The organism is bacterium (assembly GCA_021372515.1).
Taxonomy (GTDB): Bacteria; Gemmatimonadota; Glassbacteria; order GWA2-58-10; family GWA2-58-10; genus JAJFUG01.
The window spans coordinates 1-19,469 of the sequence record JAJFUG010000113.1 but is presented as its reverse complement, the minus strand read 5'-3'; the positions used below and the strand labels follow the sequence as shown (position 1 = coordinate 19,469).

Annotated in this window: 14 protein-coding genes and 2 pseudogenes; 11 read left to right on the top strand and 5 right to left on the bottom strand. The window is 62.5% G+C overall.

All coding sequences use genetic code 11. The features are described 5' to 3' along the window. Window positions 1-16: 16 nt before the first annotated feature. Window positions 17-1,258, bottom strand: a complete 1,242-nt coding sequence (locus tag LLH00_11320) for a M20/M25/M40 family metallo-hydrolase (GenBank protein ID MCE5271857.1) — start codon at window positions 1,256-1,258, stop codon at window positions 17-19. 184 nt (window positions 1,259-1,442) lie between these two features. On the opposite strand from LLH00_11320, the gene LLH00_11315 reads away from it, so the two are divergent. From LLH00_11315 to LLH00_11300, 4 genes are all read left to right on the top strand, one after another. Further along, the gene (locus LLH00_11315; protein ID MCE5271856.1) at window positions 1,443-3,083 is read left to right on the top strand and encodes a sigma 54-interacting transcriptional regulator; all 1,641 of its coding nucleotides are present in this window, start codon (window positions 1,443-1,445) and stop codon (window positions 3,081-3,083) included. 436 nt (window positions 3,084-3,519) lie between these two features. Next, on the top strand, window positions 3,520-3,726 hold the full coding sequence (locus tag LLH00_11310) for a cold-shock protein (GenBank protein ID MCE5271855.1): 207 nt from the start codon (window positions 3,520-3,522) through the stop codon (window positions 3,724-3,726). Window positions 3,727-3,894: 168 nt separating this feature from the next. After that, window positions 3,895-7,008, top strand: coding sequence for a DUF4981 domain-containing protein (locus LLH00_11305; GenBank protein MCE5271854.1), 3,114 nt, complete (start codon window positions 3,895-3,897; stop codon window positions 7,006-7,008). A 224-nt stretch (window positions 7,009-7,232) separates the two neighbouring features. Further along, a complete protein-coding gene (locus tag LLH00_11300) occupies window positions 7,233-8,468 on the top strand; it encodes an HD domain-containing protein (GenBank protein MCE5271853.1) in 1,236 nt (411 codons plus the stop codon). A gap of 98 nt (window positions 8,469-8,566) precedes the next feature. Here the strand turns inward: LLH00_11300 and LLH00_11295 are convergent, their stop codons facing one another. The 3 genes from LLH00_11295 to LLH00_11285 are packed head-to-tail and all read right to left on the bottom strand — an operon-like array spanning window position 8,567 to window position 10,514. Further along, window positions 8,567-9,136, bottom strand: a complete 570-nt coding sequence (locus LLH00_11295) for a hypothetical protein (protein ID MCE5271852.1) — start codon at window positions 9,134-9,136, stop codon at window positions 8,567-8,569. Window positions 9,137-9,138: 2 nt separating this feature from the next. Further along, a complete protein-coding gene (locus tag LLH00_11290) occupies window positions 9,139-9,921 on the bottom strand; it encodes a zf-HC2 domain-containing protein (GenBank protein ID MCE5271851.1) in 783 nt (260 codons plus the stop codon). 2 nt (window positions 9,922-9,923) lie between these two features. Continuing rightward, complete coding sequence (locus tag LLH00_11285) at window positions 9,924-10,514, bottom strand: RNA polymerase sigma factor (protein ID MCE5271850.1); 591 nt, start codon at window positions 10,512-10,514, stop codon at window positions 9,924-9,926. Window positions 10,515-10,788: 274 nt separating this feature from the next. Here LLH00_11285 and LLH00_11280 point away from each other — a divergent pair, with 274 nt between their 5' ends. From LLH00_11280 to LLH00_11250, 7 genes and pseudogenes are all read left to right on the top strand, one after another. After that, the gene (locus tag LLH00_11280) at window positions 10,789-11,550 is read left to right on the top strand and encodes an SDR family oxidoreductase (GenBank protein MCE5271849.1); all 762 of its coding nucleotides are present in this window, start codon (window positions 10,789-10,791) and stop codon (window positions 11,548-11,550) included. A 16-nt stretch (window positions 11,551-11,566) separates the two neighbouring features. Then, the gene (locus LLH00_11275) at window positions 11,567-12,031 is read left to right on the top strand and encodes a hypothetical protein (protein ID MCE5271848.1); all 465 of its coding nucleotides are present in this window, start codon (window positions 11,567-11,569) and stop codon (window positions 12,029-12,031) included. Between the two features lie 120 nt (window positions 12,032-12,151). Further along, on the top strand, window positions 12,152-13,870 hold the full coding sequence (locus tag LLH00_11270; protein ID MCE5271847.1) for a hypothetical protein: 1,719 nt from the start codon (window positions 12,152-12,154) through the stop codon (window positions 13,868-13,870). Between the two features lie 132 nt (window positions 13,871-14,002). Then, window positions 14,003-15,493: a polyphosphate:AMP phosphotransferase gene (pap, locus tag LLH00_11265; protein ID MCE5271846.1), complete on the top strand. Its 1,491-nt coding sequence runs from the start codon at window positions 14,003-14,005 to the stop codon at window positions 15,491-15,493. A 34-nt stretch (window positions 15,494-15,527) separates the two neighbouring features. Next, window positions 15,528-17,654, top strand: a complete 2,127-nt coding sequence (locus tag LLH00_11260) for a hypothetical protein (GenBank protein MCE5271845.1) — start codon at window positions 15,528-15,530, stop codon at window positions 17,652-17,654. Window positions 17,655-17,663: 9 nt separating this feature from the next. Continuing rightward, window positions 17,664-17,812 (top strand): annotated as a pseudogene (locus tag LLH00_11255) (IS1595 family transposase). A 65-nt stretch (window positions 17,813-17,877) separates the two neighbouring features. Beyond that, window positions 17,878-18,308 (top strand): annotated as a pseudogene (locus LLH00_11250) (transposase). 147 nt (window positions 18,309-18,455) lie between these two features. On the opposite strand, the gene LLH00_11245 reads toward LLH00_11250, so the two are convergent. Then, a partial coding sequence (locus LLH00_11245) for a thymidylate synthase (GenBank protein ID MCE5271844.1) occupies window positions 18,456-19,469 on the bottom strand: 1,014 nt, incomplete at its 5' end.

Genomic DNA, 19,469 nt, shown 5'->3' with positions numbered 1-19,469 from the left:
GCCTCTCTTGTCGGCCTTAAATCTCATCCGAGGTCCAGCCATAGACCGGGATGCCGATCAGGCCGTGGGCGAGCGTGGCGGTGCCCATGACCGCTTCCATCACGGCGTTGACCTCGACGTATTCGTCGCTGCTGTGCGCGGCTTCCTCGAGACCGGGACCGTAACCCACCGTGGGGATACCGTAGCGGGTGACCAGGGTCCCGCCGGCCGTGCCCATACCCAGGCGCTGCATTTTCCACTTGCCAGGCTCGGACTTGCAGCCTGCGGCGGCCAGGGCCTGACGGGAGCGCTCGACCAGCGGATGGAACGGGTCGGTGGACCAGGCATGCTGCGAGCGCTGCACCAGGGCGTTCTTACCGTTGTACAGGCGCTGCACCTCCTGACGCACCGCCACCTCGACCGCGACCTCACGCACCGGCTGGGTCAGAACCGACACCTGGTGCTTGATCTGGCCGATCACGACCTGGGCATTCTCCACCGGGGTCACCCGGCGCTGGAGCTGGATGCTGCCGCGGCGCACGCCGCGGTAGTCGGCCGGACTGTCGAAACGCGGGAAAGCCACGTTCATTTCCTCCGGCGCGTCGGAAACCGCATTCCTGGAGGCGAGGTTGACAGTCAGGTCGTTGTAAATGGCGCGCACCGCGTCATCCACGTGGAACGGGTTGGCGCCCTCGACCCTTATCTCCAGCTCCAGCCAGCCGTCATGGCCGTAGTAGAGCCCCAGTCCGGTAGGCTCACCCAGGACAGCCATGCCGGGCTTGAGCCCCAGCTCGGGCAGGGTCCGCTCCAGCAGCACCTGCAGACCCACACTCACTCCGTTTTCCTCGGCCACGGTGGCCGCCACCACGAGATTGCCCTTGAGGGGCAGAAGGCTGCGCTCCAGAAGCGCCCCGGCGTAGACCTGGGCGGCCAGGCCGCCCTTGCAGTCTGCCGCGCCGAGGCCGTAGATGCGCCCGTCGTGCAGCTCGCCGCTGAACGGACCGTGCTCCCAGCGCCCGGTGTCTCCGGCTGTCACCGTGTCCAGGTGGCTGGCCAGCAGCAGCGTGGGCTCGGCCTCGCGGCCGTAGAGCACCCCGATCACGTTGCCGAAATCATCCCGCAGCACTTTGTGGTAGCCCAGCTCGAGCATCCGTTTTTCCACCAAGGCCGCGGCATCGCCCTCCTCCAGGCTTTCGCTGGGGGTGCGTACGAGTTCACGGGTGAAATCGACCACATCCTTCTTCACACTTTCCATCTGGTCCCTGAGTATGCTGTACATCGTAGTCTCCTGTTTGGGTTGGCAGTGATGGGACGCCTGAGAGGAGGGCAATGAGCGTGCCATACGGGAGGCTGCGAAGTATTGCGTTATGAATGAACATTTTAGCGATACAGGGTTGCTTTGACAAATCCGAATGATTATTTTAAATTGAAATAGCACTATTGCACATTGAAGGAGTGTGAGGATGAAAGCTGAAAACCTGAGGGTCGAGGAACTGGTCGAGTTCAGCGACGGATGCCTGAGCCTGCAGGGACGCCGTCTGGTCCTGCACGACATAAATGCGTTCATGCAGTTCCGCCGGGACCTTCTGGCCATGGTCGGTCCGGAGCAGGCCCGGAGAATCCTGGTGCGTTACGGGTTCGCCTGGGGTTATGCCGACGCTGCGGCGATGGCGCGGGTGTTCACCTGGGACGACAAGGTGGAATGGCTCAAGGCCGGGTCGCGCATGCTCAACATCCAGGGGTTGGTCCGGGCCGCGATCAACCGGATCGAGCTGGATGAGCCGAACGGGAAACTGGAGATGGAGCTGACCTGGCACGATTCCCCAGAGAGCGAGCCTCCGGCGGGGCAGGGACAACCGGAAATCGCCCCCTCCTGCTGGGTGCTGACCGGCTACACCAGCGGTTACGCCAGCTACGTGATGGGCGGTGAGGTGTATTTCATCGAGCAGCGCTGTGTCTCGCGCGGCGACAAGGCCTGCCGGGCGCTGGGCAAGGATGTGGAGTCCTGGGGCGAGGAGCTGGCCGCGCACCTGCATTATTTCCAGGCGGATGACATTTACGGCAAGGTCAGCGCCCTGACCGAGGAACTGCGCCACAAGACCCGGGAGCTGGAGCGCGAGCGCCGCCGTCTCGACCTTCTGCGCCGCGAGAGCCGCCGCCTGGTGATCGAGGTGCACAGCGAATCGTTCCGGCGGGTCCTGGAGCTGGCCAACCGGATCGCCCGTTTCGACAGCTCGGTGCTGATCACCGGCGAGACCGGCACCGGCAAGGAGGTGCTGGCCCGTCATATCCACGAGAACAGCACCCGCTCCGGCAACCAGTTCGTGGCGGTCAACTGCGGCGCTCTGCCCGAGACCCTGCTGGAGAGCGAGCTGTTCGGGCACCGGTCCGGGTCTTTCACCGGGGCGATCCGCGACCAGATCGGCCTGTTCGAGCAGGCCGAGCAGGGTTCGATTTTCCTGGACGAGATCGGGGACATCACCCCGGCCATGCAGCTCAAGATACTACGGGTGCTGCAGGAGCGCGAAGTCATGCGCCTGGGCGAGCGCAAGCCGCGCAAGGTGGATATCCGGGTGATCGCCGCCACTAACCGCGACCTGCGCGCGATGATCGCGGAGGGATCATTCCGCGAGGACCTCTATTACCGTCTGGGCGTAATCGAGATCGAGGTGCCCCCGCTGCGTCAGCGGCGCGAGGACATCCTGCCCCTGGCCCGCTATTTCTGCGAACGCCTGTCCCGTCGCCTGAAAATGCCTCGTCTGCACCTGGACGCCCGCTGCCTGGATTACCTCCAGGCCTATGACTGGCCGGGCAACGTGCGCGAGCTGGAGAACGCCATCGAACGGGCCGCGGTGCTCTCGCGCGAGGGCACGGTCCTGCCCGAGAACCTGCCGCCCCAGATCCTGAGTTCGCACAATGTCCGTCATTTCCAGGGTGGCCTGGACCATGCACCCACCCTGGAGCAGGTGGAGCATGACTACATCCAGCACGTACTGCGCCTGGCCGGGGGGAACCAGAGCCGGGCCGCGGCCAGCCTGGGTATCAGCTATTCCACTCTGTGGCGCAAGCTGAAAAGCAGCCCGGAGCACGAGCCCTCGACCTGAGCCGCAAGCCGGGGGGACGGCGCCGCCCCCGAGGGCGCGAACACCTCCTATCCAGCCAGGCAGGGCGCGGCTTTCCGCCTGAGACTCAGGTGAAACCGCGTTGTTTTCGCGCCCAGTGGCGGAACATGTCTCATGGAATTCATCCCGCCGGATGGAGCCCTCAGACCGGGGAGCACCGGCCCGATTGACCTGAAATGGATGCCCCTGCCTCAGAGGTGGGCTGTAATGCCTGGACGATATAATCTATGTATTCAGCCAGCCGGCCCAAATATATTTATCGAACAAATAGAAAACCCTTGTAAATAAACAGAAATAGTGTTATACTACTTTTGTCGGCAGGGAAATCTTTACCTGGCCCTGCTTTTTTGTGGCTGCCGTAATACCCATTCGATGTAGCAGCCATTGTATACCATTTTGCAGTAAGGAGTTTTATTAGATGGCCACCGGAAAAGTGAAATGGTTCAATGAATCCAAGGGCTTCGGATTTATCGAACAGGAAAATGGTGCGGATGTGTTCGTCCATTATTCCGCCATCAACGCGGACGGTTTCAAGACTCTTAGCGAAAATCAGAAAGTCACTTTCGATATCGTACAAGGGCCGAAGGGACTCCAGTCTACGAATGTTGTGCCGGTCAACGACTGACGATCACTCGGCATTGACTTCAACCCCCCGGAAATTATATTTCCGGGGGGTTTTTTGTTTGGCAGGTTGCGTACAGACAACTGTCCCGGCCATTCCAGCCTATTTATGGCAACGGCTTTAACTTAGGTCATGAAAGCCAAAACCTGGAATCACGCAAAGGATGATATTATGAACAGGTCGAAGAGCAGGCTTTCCCGGGTGATCCTGATGCTTCTCGCGGCGCCTGGAATCCTGGCCGCCGAGGCCCACGACTGGGAAAACCCACAGATTGTCGGGATCAACCGTCAGCCGCCCCACGTGCGCAGCGTGCCCGCCGCTGGCCGTGACGCCGCCCTGGCCGGCTCGTACGAGAGCTCGCCCTGGTGCGTGAGCCTCGACGGGGCCTGGAAATTCAACTATGTCAGCCGTCCCGACCTGCGCCCCGTGGATTTCTACCGCGAGGACTACGACATCTCCGGCTGGAGCACGATCCAGGTGCCGGGCAACTGGGAGCTCCAGGGTTGGGGCATCCCGATCTATGTCAACATCCCCTACGAGTTCAAGAAGAACCCGCCCTACATCCAGGCCGACTACAACCCGGTCGGCTCTTACCGCAGGCAGTTCGAGCTGCCGGAAGCCTGGAGCGGGCGGCAGATATATATAGTCTTCGAGGGGGTCAAGTCGGCGTTCTACCTCTGGGTCAACGGCCAGAAAGTGGGGTTCAGCAAGGGCAGCATGACCCCGGCCGAGTTCGACCTGACCGCATTCCTGCGCCCCGGGAAGAACGACCTGGCGGTGGAGGTCTACCGCTGGAGCGACGGCAGCTACCTGGAATGCCAGGACATGTGGCGTTTCGGGGGCATCTACCGGGATGTCTATCTCTACTCCACGCCCAAGCTGCACCTGCGCGACTGGCAGGTGCACACGGATCTGGACCCCAAGTACCGCGACGCCACGCTGCGGGTGGAAATGGAATTTCTCAACAGTTCCTCCGAGGCGCTCGCTTCGGGTCCGGTGGAGCTGAGCCTGCTGGATGCCAAGGGGCAGACAGTCTGCCGTCTGGCTGCGGCCGCGGGCAAGCCGGTCCCGGCCGGGGAGTCGCTGCGCCTCACCGCATCGACCCCGGTCAAAAACCCGGCCAAGTGGTCGGCCGAGGCGCCCAACCTTTACAGCCTGGTGCTCGAACTGAAGGATGAAAAGGGCGCCGTGAGCGAGGCTTTCTGCACCCGGGTGGGTTTCCGCAGCTCGGAGATCAAGGGTGGCCAGTTGCTGGTCAACGGCCAGCCGATCCTGGTCAAGGGCGTCAACCGTCACGAGCACGACCCCGACCGGGGACGCTCGATCAGCCGCGACTGGATGCTCGAGGACATCCGGCTGATGAAACAGTTCAATGTCAACACCGTGCGCACCTCGCACTACCCGAACAACCAGACCTGGTACGACCTGTGCGACCAGTACGGTATCTACGTGATCGACGAGGCCAATATCGAGTCGCACGGCATGGGCTACGAGCCCGATTCCACCCTGGGCAACAACCCGCTCTGGACCAAGGCACACCTGGACCGCACCGAGCGCATGGTGGAGCGGGACAAGAACCATCCCTCGGTCATCATCTGGTCCCTGGGCAACGAGGCCGGCAACGGGGTCTGTTTCTACGCCACCTACGACTGGGTCAAGCAGCGCGACCCCGGTCGCCCGGTGCATTACGAGCGGGCCGAATATGAGCGCAACACCGATATCATCAGCCTGATGTATTCGAGCATCGAGACACTGGAGCAGTACGCGCAGAAACCGCAGACACGGCCTTTCATCATGTGCGAGTACGCCCACGCCATGGGCAACTCCACCGGCAACCTGCAGGACTACTGGGACGTGATCGAGCGTTACCCGCTGCTCCAGGGCGGCTGCATCTGGGACTGGGTGGATCAGGGCCTGCGGCGCTTCGATTCGCAGGGCCATCAGTTCTGGGCCTATGGCGGCGATTTCGGCGATTACCCCACGGACGGCAATTTCTGCTGCAACGGCCTGGTCACGCCTGACCGCAAGCCCCATCCGGGACTGTACGAGGTGAAAAAGGTCTACCAGAACATCAAGGTCCACGCGGTCGACCTGGCTAAGGGCAAGATTGAAATCACAAACAGTAACTTCTTTATTCCGCTGGATTACGTGACCGCGCGCTGGGAGGTGCTGGAGGACGGCAAGACAGTTCAGAGCGGCGAGCTGCCGGCGCTCAAGCTCGCACCCCGCACCAGCGGACAGTACAACGTGCCGTTCAAGGCCCCGGCCCGGGCCGCAGGCCATGAGTATTTCCTCAACCTGCGGTTCGTGCGCCGCGAGGCCGCCCCGCTGGTCCCAGCCGGACATGAGGTGGCGAGCGAGCAGTTGCGTCTGCCGTTCGGCGGCGCGGACAGGGGAGTGCCCTATCCGGGCGAGGGCCCGGCCGGGGGGACCCTGGTCACCCGCCGCTCCGCCGACAGCCTGATCGTGGCCGGCCCGGATTTCCGCGTGGTGTTCGATACGACGAGCGGACTCATCAGCGCCTGGAAGATCGGGTTCCAGAACCTGCTTTTGGGCGGCCCGGCTCCCGATTTCTGGCGCGCCTACACGGATAACGACAAAGGCAACGAGATGCCGGTGCGGCTGGGCCTTTGGCGCAAGGCGAACGCAATCCTGCAGTTGCGCTCGTTCGAGGCCGCGCAGGAGAGCGATTCTTGCGTGACCGTGCGCGCTAAACTCTACCTGCCGGCGGTCCAGGCCGATTATCTGCTCGAATACCGCGTGGGCGCCTCCGGCCAGATCGAGGTGAAGGTGCGTTTCACCCCCAGCCGCGAGCTGGTGGAACTGCCGCGTTTCGGGATGCGGATGGTCATTCCGGGTGATTTCGAGAATATCGAATGGTACGGACGCGGCCCCCAGGAAAACTACCAGGACCGCTGCACCGGCGCCTTTCTGGGGGTGTATTCCGGCACCGTGGCGGGCCAGTTCGCCCCCTACGTGCGGCCGCAGGAAAACGGCTACAAGACCGACGTGCGCTGGCTCAAGCTGTCCAACGGCAAGGGCGGTGGGCTGATCGTGGAGGGCCTGCCCGCGGTCTGTTTCGGCGCGTCGCACTACACCGCGCAGGACCTGGAACGGGCCGACCACCCCAATGAGCTGCGTCCGCGGGAGGGAATCTACCTGAACGTGGACTACAAGCAGATGGGTGTGGGCGGCGACAACAGCTGGGGGGCGCTGACCCATCCGCAGTACTGCCTGCCCTGCCAGGTGTATGAATACTCCTACCGTCTGCGCCCCGTACCCTGAGCGCAGCACGGGTTGAAGAGTCGAGGACAGGCCGGCACTGCCGGCCTGTCCTTTTCTGCTTTAGGGACGGATTTGCCGGCGCGTCATTGTCGGCTCAGCGCGGGTGAGGCAATAGACACTTGAGAAAAAAATGAATTGGGACTTGCGAAAAGGATTTATTAGATTCAGTGTTATAGAATGATAGCTTTGCGTGTGCAAAGTCGTCCTCTCCCAGGGAGAATGTGTTGTTCGTCCATACCGATCACCTCGTCCCGGGCATGCGCCTGAATAAGGACATTGAGCTGCGGGCCGGCAGCTACCTGATCACTCAGCGCGAGCTGGCTGGCAAGGGTCTGGATGAGCGCCTGATCCAGTCGATCCGCAAGTTCTCCGATCAGATCGTGCCGGTAAGCCACCGGATCGGGGTGAAAGAGGACCTCGACACCCTGCGTTCCCTGCGCACCGTGTTGCAGCACGACCTCGACCGGGTCCTCAAGCAGGTGACCGAGGCGAAGGAAACCCCCAATTACCTTCTGCAGGACGAGCTTGAGGAGAAGGTGTTGCGGGTGATGGAGACGATCGTCTCCAACCCGGACATCATCCGGGTCCTGTACGACAACCGCTTCAACTCTCCGGCCGGGCAGAGCCCGACCGCCCTGGTCCTGGAACACAGTTTCCGCGCCGCCCTTCTGTCCCTGGCCCTGGCGATCCGGCTGGGAAGCACCACTTTCTCTTTGACCAGCCTGGGCATGGCCGCCCTTCTGCACGACCTGAGCCTGCTGTCCACCCCGTTCTTTTCGGGTGAGCGCTCGCTGGACGAGTTGAGCCACGAGGAGCTGGAGAGCTTTGTCACCCGCCACCAGATACAGAGCGCCCTCTTGTTCACGGAAAGCGATATCCGGCTCTCGCCCTACCAGAAAGGCGAAATCCTGCACATCCTGGCCAGCCATCACCGTCCGCTGCTTGAGGAGCGCACCCACCGCAACACCCTGGTCTTTCATTTCGCCGACCTGGTGGATGAGCTGATCTCGGACCTGCCGCACAGCGTGCGCTATGGGTTCCGGGCCGACCAGGAGGCGGGGCCCGGACGGCGTTTCAGCCGGCGCAGCGGGCTGGTGCCAGTCCTGGGCGCCCTGGCCGTGATCGCGCACCGTCACGGCGGCCAGGTCCGCCAGGTGATCGCGGCCCTGACCGAGTTGTTCGGGATGCCTGAGTTGATGAACACCGATTATGCCAGCAGCCTGCGCGCGATTGTCGACTGGTGCCCTTACGATTCGGCGGCGCTCTGGCCGGACAGCGAGGGCAACAGCCTTCCGCGGGCCGTGTACTGCCGACGCAGCCGCGAGGATGGTTTCTCCTGCCGGTACATGGTCTTTACCCGCATCGAGGTGCAGCAGCCGGACGGCACATTGCTTGACTATTTCAAATGCGCCGAGCTGGGCCCCCGTCTGCAGCGCCTGAACGAGGGACAGGAGAGCTGAGAAACGCTCCGTCGAATCGAACCCGCTGAAAAACCGGCTCAGGGGTTGTTCCGCCTGAGCCGGTTTTGTTTATCGATCTTGACTTCCATTCCGGGCCGTCATTTCAGACGGTGCGAGTATTCCATGTCGAAAGCCTTCTTGTCCTCCGCGCAGCTTCTGACCAGTTCCTGAAGCTCTTTCGGGGAGGCGGTCAACAGAATGCCGTCGTCCACCAGCTCGTGTTTGATCCGGATTTTATTCTTTTCGATATTATCCTTAAGCCAGTCGTCATCCAGATATGCGATCCCCAGGCTGTCGCCCTCCAGGGACAGGCGCAGAAACGCATGCACAGGTATGGCCAAGAAAGATTCGAGATTGGAATCATTTGTTGTTATATCCATGAACGTATAGCCGCCGATTTTCACCAGACGGCCGACGAAAGACAGCGAGTCCGCTTCACCAATAATTGTTCCACCTTTACCTGAAGTATAGATAAAGTCGTAAGTATTGCCTTTCGGTGATTTGCGGATAGTCCAGCATTCGCTTCTCTTTTCTCCCCAGACTCCAACTATCCCCGAGTCAAAAGACACGTCCTCATCGGTGAAAAGAGAATGCAGAGACAGGGCCGGGCCGCAGCCCAAAAGCAACACCGTGACCAGCGCCAGTGTTGAAAAAGTTGTCTTACGCATCGTTACACTCCTCCTTTGTCAGTGAGATAAGGTTCGAACCGGGCAGCCAGGCTGTTTTTCAGCTCAAGCCGCTCCTGCTCGCTCGATTCAGGCATCGGGTAGAACACCACGAACAGGCTGTCCGCCGACCCGGCCCGGGTGAGCAGAGTGTCTTTCTGTCCAGCCAGATATTCTGTGTACGCGGCAAGCCGTTGACACTGACCGATATAGTCCACCGCAAAGACGTTCGGACGGTTCACCGGGTCCGGGCGGTGCAGGATTGCATAGATTCCCGGAGCATCCGGAGGCTCGGGCTTGTCGCTCAGGCGGCAGGGGCCCTGTATCTTGCCGATCAGTTGAATCTGCGCACCCCAGAGGATTTCGCCGGGATTGAGTGTCCGGGTCGGCCTTGCGGTCCTGCCTATCAGGCCAGCGAACCCGGTCCGGGCCTGGATCATCTCGTGCACCGGCCCCCAGGCCAGAAAGACCGCCACTGCCGCCGCGCCCAGAGCCAGGGCCGGCCTCCAGCCGAAAAGCTTTCGTGTCCTGGACGCCCTGCCGCGCCGCGCGGCTTTCTCCTCCAGCACTTTCAGCAGGATTCGGCTGGAGAAATCCGCAGGCAGCGGCTCCGGCGTGTCGGCCGCGACTATCCGCCCAAGCGCCGCCTGCGTATCTTGCAGACGCGCCAGAACTGCCCGGCACGAGTCACAGTGCTCCAGGTGGGACAGCAACAGTGCGGTCTCGTTTGCGGGCAGATCGCCCGCGGCATACAGGACCAGCCGTTTTTCAGCTTCACGGCAGCGCATCTCTATTTCCTCCTCCCCGTGGGGATTGACTCGACAAGCTCCGGGTAGTGTCTCAGCAGCGCGTCGCGCACCCTCGCTCTGGCCGCAGCCAGGTGAACTCTTACCGCAATTTGGCTGCAACCCAGGATTTGAGCCGTTTCCGAAGTCGAGAAGTCCTGAAGGCCCCGCAGGACAAACACTTTTCTCTGCTTAAGGCTCAGGTTTCCGGCCAGACGTTCGATAGCCCCCTTAAGCTCGTTCCGTTCCAGCTCGCTGCCGGGAGGGTCGGCGCAATCGATCAGGGAGGAATCCTTTTCCACTTCCTCCAGGGATCGCTCCTGCGGACGGCGGTGCTTCCGCAGATAATCGATCGAGACATTGACCGTGATTCTGTACAGCCAGGTGCTGAAACTGTATTTCGGATCGAACCTGTCCAGCGTGCGGAACAGCCGCAGGAAAACCTCCTGCGCAATGTCCTGGGAATCCTCGGAATCGCCGGTCATCTGGTACGCGATGGCCTGGACCCGCGGCGCGTACGAGTCTATCAGCTCACGGAACGCCGTCAGATCGCCGTTAAGGAAATCCTTTATCAACAGATCGTTTTCGTCGTTCACTGGTCCGGTCGTTTCGCGTGTGGGTCCGGTGCTCTGTTCTCAGGAATTCAAGCGCGGCTAAGAAGCTTCCTGATTATATCACTTGTCCTGTCGTCGGGTGAACATTTGTCTGTTTGACGTTCTCACAGGTTATACGTAAAGGGGCTGGTTTCCGTTAAGATTGTATTTCCGGATTCGGCCTGGGGGTGCGCCCGCGGCTTGAATCCGCCCCTGGCTTTTATTAGATTGCGGTTTGCACGGGAAAATTCCGATTACTGTAATGGAGGGATGGATGATACTGGACAAGTTCAGCCTGGCCGGGCGACGGGCGCTGGTGACCGGGGCCAGCCGTGGGATCGGCCGGGCCTGCGCCCTGGGCTATGCCGAGGCCGGGGCGGATGTGGCCCTGGTGAGCCGCTCGGGCGCGGCTTTACGAAAGGTGGCGGTGCAGGTCGAGGCCCTGGGGCGGCGCGCCCTGGTGCTGGAGGCCGACCTGGCCCGGCCCGAGACTGCGGTGCAGGTGGTGGAGGCCACGGAAAAAGAGTTGGGCGGGCTGGATATCCTGCTAAACAACGCCGGGACCACGCGGCGGGAAAAAGCCGAATTCTTCAGCGACGAGGACTGGAATTTCGTGCTGGAGCTGAACCTCCAGGCCGTGTTCCGTCTGTGCCGCGCCGCGGGTGGGCGGATGCTGGAGCGCGGCTATGGACGGATAATCAACGTGGCCTCGCTGCTCAGTTTCCAGGGCGGGATCACCGTGCCGGCCTACGCCGCGGCCAAGCACGCCGTGGCGGGGCTCACCCGCGCCCTGGCCAACGAGTGGGCTGGACGGGGGCTTACAGTCAACGCCCTGGCCCCGGGTTACGTGCGCACCGAGGTCACCGCCGCGCTCCAGGCCGACCCGCTGCGCAACCGTCAGATACTGGAGCGTATTCCGCAGGGACGCTGGGCCGAGCCGGAGGACATGGCCGGTGCGGCGCTGTTTCTGGCCTCGGATGCCGCGTCCTACGTTCAGGGGCATGTCCTGGTGGTGGATGGCGGCTGGATGAGCCGTTGAAAGAGGAGATAAAAGGATGAGAAAGTATTTCCTGCGCCTTTTCCAGTACAATTCCTGGGCCAACCGCCGCGTGCTGGGTGTGCTGGAGCACGATACGCCGTCCGACCCGACGCCGCTCAAGCTGTTCGCCCACGTCCTGGCCGCCGAAAAAATCTGGCTCAACCGTCTGCGCCACATCAACAACGACTCCCTGGCCGTGTTCCCCGAGCTGCCGGTGGAGGGCTGCCGTCCCCTGCTGGCCGATAACGTGCGCGCCTGGACCGAGTTCATCCAGATCCACCCGGAGGATGAGTACTTCCGTATCCTGAACTACCGCAACACGAAAGGCGAGGAGTTCAGCGCACCGGTGGCGGATATCATGGCCCACGTGGCCAACCACGGCACCTACCATCGCGGCCAGATCGCCCGGGCGCTGCGCCAGGCCGGCCTGGAGCCGCCACGCACCGACTTCATCGTGTTTTCTCTTCAATCGCGCGACTGAGCCCACCGACCGGCGGCGCCTGTTTTATTTCGGACTTGACAGACAGGCTGTCGGTGTGTGTATACTGTTCCCATGCCTGTTATTACAACTTTTTATGACAAAAAACCTGGAGGAAGGTCGATGCCGGGTTATATCGCGGTGCTTCTATTGAGTATCTGTCTGTCCCTGGCAGGGCCGCTCAAAGCCGAGGTGCGGGGGCCGCTGGTGGTGGCGGACCGCTGGCCCGAGACCTCGGATGCCCTGGTCTGGCTGCGGGATGCGTTCCGGCTGGATGGGGTGGAGGGCGGCTCCGAGCGGGACAAGGCGGTGAGCCTGTTCAAGTGGGTGCGCCTGTTCAACCGTCTGTGCGAGGGCGTGGGCGGCATGGCCCACGCCTATGAGGGCCCCTGGGGCCGCGAGCAGTTCGTCTTCGACCTCAACAAGCACCTGTTCGTCTACGGCTGGGGCTATTGCAGCACTCACAGTCTGGTGGCCGAGGGCCTCTGGCAGGAGTACACCGGCGACAGCCTGGCAGCCGACCGGGTGGTGGTGATGCACGAAAACGGCGGTTTCCACACTATGTACCGTATCCGCATGGAGGGACGCTTCGGGGCGTTCGACGCGCGCTACGGCTATTACCTGCTGGAGCGGGACGCCCCGGAGGCCCGGATCCTGGACTGGGAGGGCGTGGGGGATGACCGCAACGTGCGGGCGAACCTCGGCTACAGGAACCGCTGCCGTCCGTTCGTCGAGTTCCCGCAGCACGAGTTCGAGCGCCTGCTCTGGCTGAAGCCCAAGCCGATGTTCCAGTCCGAGGACGCCTGGCGCGCCGCCGGGGGTGAGCCGGAGGTGGTGTTCCGCGACCGTCAGTACCGCCTGGGCGCCCCGCGCCACGACATGAATTTCAGCCTGCCGCGCGGCGCCACTATTGAGCGCTGGTGGGACAACCGGATGAAAAAATGGTACGTGCCCAAGGCCGACAAGGACATGTTCCTGCCAGAGGGCCGTTTCTACCGGATCGGGGCCAGCATGACCGGGGCGGATGGCGAGAAGAACGACCCGAATTACAAGCTCATGCGCCCCTATATGACACGCGTGCCGTCCGGCCTGGGCTACCCCTCCTACCTGGAGGGCGACCTCTCCCTGGGCCAGGCCTGGGGTAAGATCACCTATCGCCCGCAACTGTGGCGCGGCGACCTGGACGAGGTCAAGGCCTCTGGTGAGGGTCTGGCAACCTATGCCTCCGCTCCGTTCATCCGTCCTGCGGCCGATGGCGGCACGGGCGAGTGGGTGCTCCAGTTCTACAGCCCCTATATCCTGGTGGACGGTTTCGTGGCCGGTACGCTGGTGGGGGGCAAGGATGATAAAGTGGAGCTGTCGTTGCAGAGCGAGGCTGCCAGTCCCCGCGGGCCGGTCCAGGAGGCCGAATGGCTGCCCTGGCGCAGTCTGGCCGACAAGCCGGGCGAGTTCCTGGTCACGCTGGACCGGACGGATGCCGCCGAGGGCGGGAGCACTTTCCACGGCGCCTACCGCTACCGTCTGCGCCTCAAGCTGGCCGCTGCCGGGCAGGCCTCGGCCGTGGGTCTGAGCGACCTGCGCATAGTCACGTTCTTCGAGAACGGGATCATGTCCCTGCCACAACTGTTCGAGGGGGACAACCGGGTGCAGTTCAAGGTGCAGGACGCCGCCCAGGTCAAGGGGGATATCCTGGTAACTTACCTGTGGAGCGACAGCCTGGGGCAGAGGACCGACTGCAAGCGCCTGACTCCCGAGATGTTCTTCCAGGACAACCGGGCGCTCTACCATATCGAAACACCGGGCCTCGTGCGCTGTGACGGCCTGATTGTCTCGTATCCCTGATTTGTCACGGGCCGGGCGTGGGCCCCACCTCTTCGTGTTGAACGGAAGGGATAAGACCGATCCACGCCGGGAACCCTCCTCCCGATGGAGGCATGACGCCTGAATCATCCGGCAATCCCGGAGGAGGCGCAGATGTTCGAATCGGCGGAACTGGGACACAAGATCGACAAGAAAACCTTCGAACAGGAGGAGCCGGTACTGCGCGAGCAGTTGCTCGATGCACAGCTTGAAGCGGTCAAGAGCGGCCGTTTCGCGGTGATCCTGATCCTGGCCGGCATGGATGGCGCCGGAAAGGGCGAAACCTTGAGCGTCCTCAACGCCTGGCTCGATCCGCGCCACGTGCAGACCAACGCCATGGGCACACCCTCGGATGAGGAGCTGGAGCGCCCGCCGATGTGGCGCTACTGGCGCGCCCTGCCGCCCAAGGGCAAGATAGGCGTTTTCGTCGAGTCCTGGTACAACGAGCCGATCCGCCGCCGGGTCTCGGAACAGACCGGCAACTCCGAGTTGGATCAGGCCATGGAGCGTATCAACCGTCTGGAGAAGATGCTCTCGGATGACGGGGTGGTGATACTCAAATACTGGCTGCACCTGTCCAAGGAGCAGCAGAAACGGCGTTTCCGCAAGCTGGAGAAAGACCCGGACAGCCGCTGGCGGGTGAGCGATAACGACTGGAAGAACCACAAGCAGTACGACACTATCCGCCGGGTCTGGGAGCACGCGATCCGTCAGACCAGCACGGCCGAATCCCCCTGGACCATAGTCGAGGGCACCGACCCGCGCTTCCGCCACCTGACCGTGGGCAAAAGCCTTCTGCAGGCCCTTCAGCACCGCCTGGCCAAAAACGACAAGCCGGCCGCGGCCGCGGTCACCACTCCGCCCCTGATGCCGGCCATCGACAACCTGCACGTGCTGCGCGCCATGGACCTGAGCCAGAGCCTGGACAAGGAGGCCTACCGCCGGGAGCTGGAGAAATACCAGGGGCGGCTCAACTTGCTCACCCGTCACCCCAAGTTCCATGAGATATCGATGGTGGCCGTGTTCGAGGGCAACGACGCCGCGGGTAAGGGCGGGGCGATCCGGCGTGTCACCGGCGCTCTGGATGCCCGCTGCTACCGGGTGATCCCCATAGCCGCGCCCACCGAGGAGGAACGTGTCCAGCCCTACCTCTGGCGTTTCTGGCGCCACCTTCCCCGCCGCGGCGTGATCACCGTTTTCGACCGCTCCTGGTACGGGCGGGTAATGGTCGAGCGGATCGAGGGGTTCTGCTCCGAGCATGACTGGATGCGCGCCTACAGCGAGATGAACGATTTCGAGGAGCAGCTTGTCCGTCACCGCACCGTGATCCTCAAGTTCTGGCTCGCGATCAGCAAGGACGAGCAGCTCACCCGGTTCAAGGAGCGCGAGAACACCACGTTCAAGCATTTCAAGATCACGGAGGAGGACTGGCGCAACCGTGACAAATGGGAGCAGTACGAGGTCGCGGTCTGCGACATGATCGACCGCACCAGCACCGAGATCGCGCCCTGGACCCTGGTCGAGGCCAACGACAAGTATTTCGCCCGCATTAAGGTTCTTCGCACTTTCTGCGACCGTCTTGAGGCGGCGCTGAAGAGCCTCTGAATCGAAGCCGGTCCGGCAGGGCCGTGGAGGATGGATGCACAGGATGTCATGGATTGGGTTCGCAATGTTCCTCTGCCTTTACGCGGCCCGGGCCGTGGCGCAAGGACCCGTGGCCACGCCCGCGCTCCTGGACCGGGACGATTTCTCGCGCTACGCGCCGGGCAGGTTCGGCGAGTATGTCAAGCCGGGCTTCCCCGAGTACCACCACGTGCCGCGCGAGTACATGGGCGGCTGGGAGGTGGTCAACAACCGCGGTCCCGAGGAATGGAAAATATTCCTGGCAGACAGCGCCCGGGTGCTCGAATATCTGGGCTACAACAGCTCGGTCTGGACCCATGACTATATCTACCCGATGTTGGTGCGCGGCGACCGTGACTGGAGCGACTACGCCGCGGAGGTGACTGTCACGCCGTTCACCCGGACCGACCTGAACGGGGTGGTGTTCCGCTACCAGAACGGCCGTCACTACTACCTGTTCGCCCTGGGAGCGGGGGACACGCTCACCCTGCGCGCCCGGGACGGGGAGAAGGGTTTCCGCGAGGATGGCTGGTACGAGCTGGCCGCGGGGCATTTCGCCACCGACCCCATGCGGCGCTACTGCCTGCGGGTGGAGGCTTCCGGCGACCGGATAAGCTGCTTTATCGACGGCCGGCCGGTGCTCCAGGCCCGCGACAAACGCTTCGACAGCGGCAAGGTGGGGCTGTTCGCCACCTGCCCGGCGCGTTTCCACGGCATCACTGTCGGCACGACAAAGGCCGAGGACAAACGCTATCAGGCCTTTGTCCAGCGGCGCGACATCCTTCTGGACAGCCTGCGGCGCGCCAACCCGCAACCGGTGGTCTGGAAACGGATCAAGATCGAGGATTTCGGGGCGGCCCGCGCCCTGCGCCTGGGCGACCTGGACGGGGACGGGAGGCTGGATATCCTGCTCATCCAGAACATCCCGTTCTTCGACGCCAACTACAACCGGGTGAGCTGCCTGACCGCAATCGACCTGGATGGCCATCTGCTCTGGCAGTGGGGCCTGCCCGACACCGACCACGCCTGGCTGAGCTACGATCCGGCCGTGCAGATACACGACCTGGATGGGGATGGGAAGTGTGAGGTCATTTTCGCGGACGGGGAGTGGGTCAAGGTGCTGGAGGGAAGCACCGGCAAGGAAAAGGCCCGTTACGGCGTGCCGGAGTCGAAAATCCTGCCGGACGAGACAAGCTGGCGCGAGTACAGCCACTACTACCGCCGCGACCTGCTGCCGTTCCTGAATGTCGACTGCTTCGCTTTCTGCGACCTGCGCGGCACAGGCAAGCCCCAGGATGTGATCATCAAGGACCGTCACACCCGCCTCTGGGCTTTCACCACCGATTTCAAGCCCCTCTGGACCGCTACGGCCAACCTGTCGCATTATCCGTCGTTCATCGATTACGACCACGACGGCAGGGACGAGGTGCTGATCGGCTACTCGCTGTTCGATGACAACGGCAAACAGCTCTGGACCCTGGACGACCAGTTGCAGGAGCACGCGGACGGTATCCTGGCCGCGGACCTGAGCCTGGCCGGCAAGCCGCCCAGGGTGTTCATTTCGGCCAGCGATGACGGGGTGGCGGTGGTGGACCTGGCCAGCGGCAAACTGCTCAAGCACCACCGGGTGGGACACGCCCAGACCCCCACTGTGGGGAATTTCCGGCCGGATGTCCCGGGGCTGGAATACTGCAACATCAACTACTGGGGCGAGCCGGGGATGATAACCCTGTACGACAGCAACGGGGACGAGATCATACATTTCGAGCCGTTCCACGGCGGCTCGCCGGTTCTGCCGGTCAACTGGCGCGGGGACGGCAGCGAGCTGATCTGCCTGTCCACCAGCCCGGACGGCGACGGGGGGCTGTATGACGGCTGGGGCCGCTGCGTGGTGCAGTTCCCCTCCGATGGCCACCCGGACCTGGCCTACGAGGTCCATGATCTGACCGGCGATCCGCGGGATGAGATAATCACCTGGGACCCTCAGTGGCTCTATATCTACACCCAGGACCGGGAATGCGGCGCGGACAGTGTTTACGCCCCGAAGCGGCCGCCGCTCTACAACGAGAGCAACTACCGGCCGATAGTCTCCCTGCCGGGGTGGGAGAAGAGGGCGGGGAAGAAGGGCGTGAGAATTTATTGAAAAAATGCAGGGCTAAGTGCTCTTGGGCTTCAACGCGCGCCGGGGCTTGGCAGTTATTGTACTGCATGGACTATGTCAAAATGCGTGTGGCAATGGTGCACCCAGGCCGAGACCGTCTTTCGAGAGCAGTTGAAGTGGATGAGACGTACATTGGTGGTAAAAGGTCTTGGGAAAACGTGGCCGTGGGACGCCAGGTAAAATTTCTGTTGTTATCGCGGTCCAAGAAGAGGCTGGACGTATAGGTCGAATCCGACTTTTACGCGTGTCTGATACATCGGCAATAGTTTGGCGCAAGCGGTGCAAGCGCGCATTGAGCCTGGATCTGTAGTACGAACGGATGGTTTTAGCCATTATGGGCTTCTGAGCAGCCTTGGATATACCCATTCCGTTGCCCGTAAAGAGTCTGGCATTGGAGATAATCCCTTGCCTATGGTAAAGCGGGTGTCATCTTTGCTTAAGCGCTGGCTCCTGGGTACTCATCAGGGCGCTGTTCGTAGTTCTCATTTGGAATACTGCCTGGACGAGTTCACCTTTCGTTTCAATCGACGGACATCCCGTTCCAGAGGAGTGCTTTTCTATCGGCTCGTTCAACAAGCTGTTGCTATTGAACCAATAACAACTGAAAGAATACTGCGTGCTTCACCCGTTTCCTAAACCACAAAATGTCGTATGTGGTTTATACATGTGCATAGCCAGATTCATGAATTGCCCATCGCCTGTTCTTCCGGATTACGATGCAATCTCATTCCAGCCGCGACCCCAAAGGGTCTGGCTGTTTCAGACAGAGAAAGCAAACCCGCCTCAGGCCCGGCTGCGCCCGGCCTCCAGGTCCTCGGCCAGGGCGGCGATAAGCCGCTGCTGCTCCGGGCCGAAACCCCACTCCGCAATCTTGTTCTCGCTCAGAAGGTCTTTCAGCTCGGGCAGCACCAGGAGGTCGCGGGCCATCTCGCCGGTCATGGACATCCCCACGAACGCGGCCTCGTCGTGACGCTCGAAAAAGCTGCGCAGGCCGCGAGACGGGTCGCCCTCGATCTCGTTGAAATAGCTGCCGTAGATGTGCAGCGAGCCGCTGTAATCGGCATAACTGCCGGTGCGGCAGGGCGCTCCGGTGCGGCGGCCAATCTCACGGGCGATCCAGTCCTGCAGGAACGTGAGGGCGATAACGTTGTCGGGCCAGGCCTTGTAGAGGTCGCGCGAGCGCCAGAACGTGTTCATGTTGAGCACCAGCCCGCCGTCGCCGTCCTCCAGCGCCCGGAGCTGTATCTCCCGCAGGCAGGGCACGTCCTCGCGCAGGTAGTTGTCGATGAACGGGATGGCGGTGGTCATCACCGCCCGGCGCGAGTGCGGGGTCTCGGCGATACGGGTTATAGCCAGCTCGATCTGGTTCATCGTGCGGTTGTCCAGCGCCTCGAACAGGGCCTCGGCCGGGTTGCCGGACACGCCGGCCGCCAGCGAGGCCGCGGCCGCGATCAGGTCGGGGTAGCGGCGCAGACGGCCGGAGTAGGTGTAGGGCCAGCGTTTCTCATCCGGCACGCCGCCCTGGGCAACCGCTGTGGCCAGCTCGCGCATGGAGAGCACCAGGTGGTCCTTGGCCCCCATGATCTCGGCGATGTAGGCCCCGATCTCGGAGTGAAGGATGGGCGGGTAGCGCGGCTCGGCGAACGGGTCGGCGATCTCGATCAGCACGCGGGCGTCCCGGCTGGGCGGGTCGAGGAATTCTCCGGACGGACCCTTGCGGTCGTACTGGGTTTGGATACGGGCGCCGTGCTCCCAGACCGCCTGGATGGCGCGGAAATGGGCCTGGGGGATATTGTC

Bases quoted from the DNA above. Each gene is read 5' to 3' on its own strand.
- LLH00_11310 (MCE5271855.1), top strand. From the start codon at position 3,520: ATGGCCACCGGAAAAGTGAAATGGTTCAATGAATCCAAGGGCTTCGGA.
- pap (MCE5271846.1), top strand. From the start codon at position 14,003: ATGTTCGAATCGGCGGAACTGGGACACAAGATCGACAAGAAAACCTTC.
- LLH00_11315 (MCE5271856.1), top strand. From the start codon at position 1,443: ATGAAAGCTGAAAACCTGAGGGTCGAGGAACTGGTCGAGTTCAGCGAC.
- LLH00_11270 (MCE5271847.1), top strand. From the start codon at position 12,152: ATGCCGGGTTATATCGCGGTGCTTCTATTGAGTATCTGTCTGTCCCTG.
- LLH00_11295 (MCE5271852.1), bottom strand. From the start codon at position 9,136: ATGCGTAAGACAACTTTTTCAACACTGGCGCTGGTCACGGTGTTGCTT.
- LLH00_11260 (MCE5271845.1), top strand. From the start codon at position 15,528: ATGCACAGGATGTCATGGATTGGGTTCGCAATGTTCCTCTGCCTTTAC.
- LLH00_11305 (MCE5271854.1), top strand. From the start codon at position 3,895: ATGAACAGGTCGAAGAGCAGGCTTTCCCGGGTGATCCTGATGCTTCTC.
- LLH00_11275 (MCE5271848.1), top strand. From the start codon at position 11,567: ATGAGAAAGTATTTCCTGCGCCTTTTCCAGTACAATTCCTGGGCCAAC.
- LLH00_11320 (MCE5271857.1), bottom strand. From the start codon at position 1,258: ATGTACAGCATACTCAGGGACCAGATGGAAAGTGTGAAGAAGGATGTG.
- LLH00_11290 (MCE5271851.1), bottom strand. From the start codon at position 9,921: ATGCGCTGCCGTGAAGCTGAAAAACGGCTGGTCCTGTATGCCGCGGGC.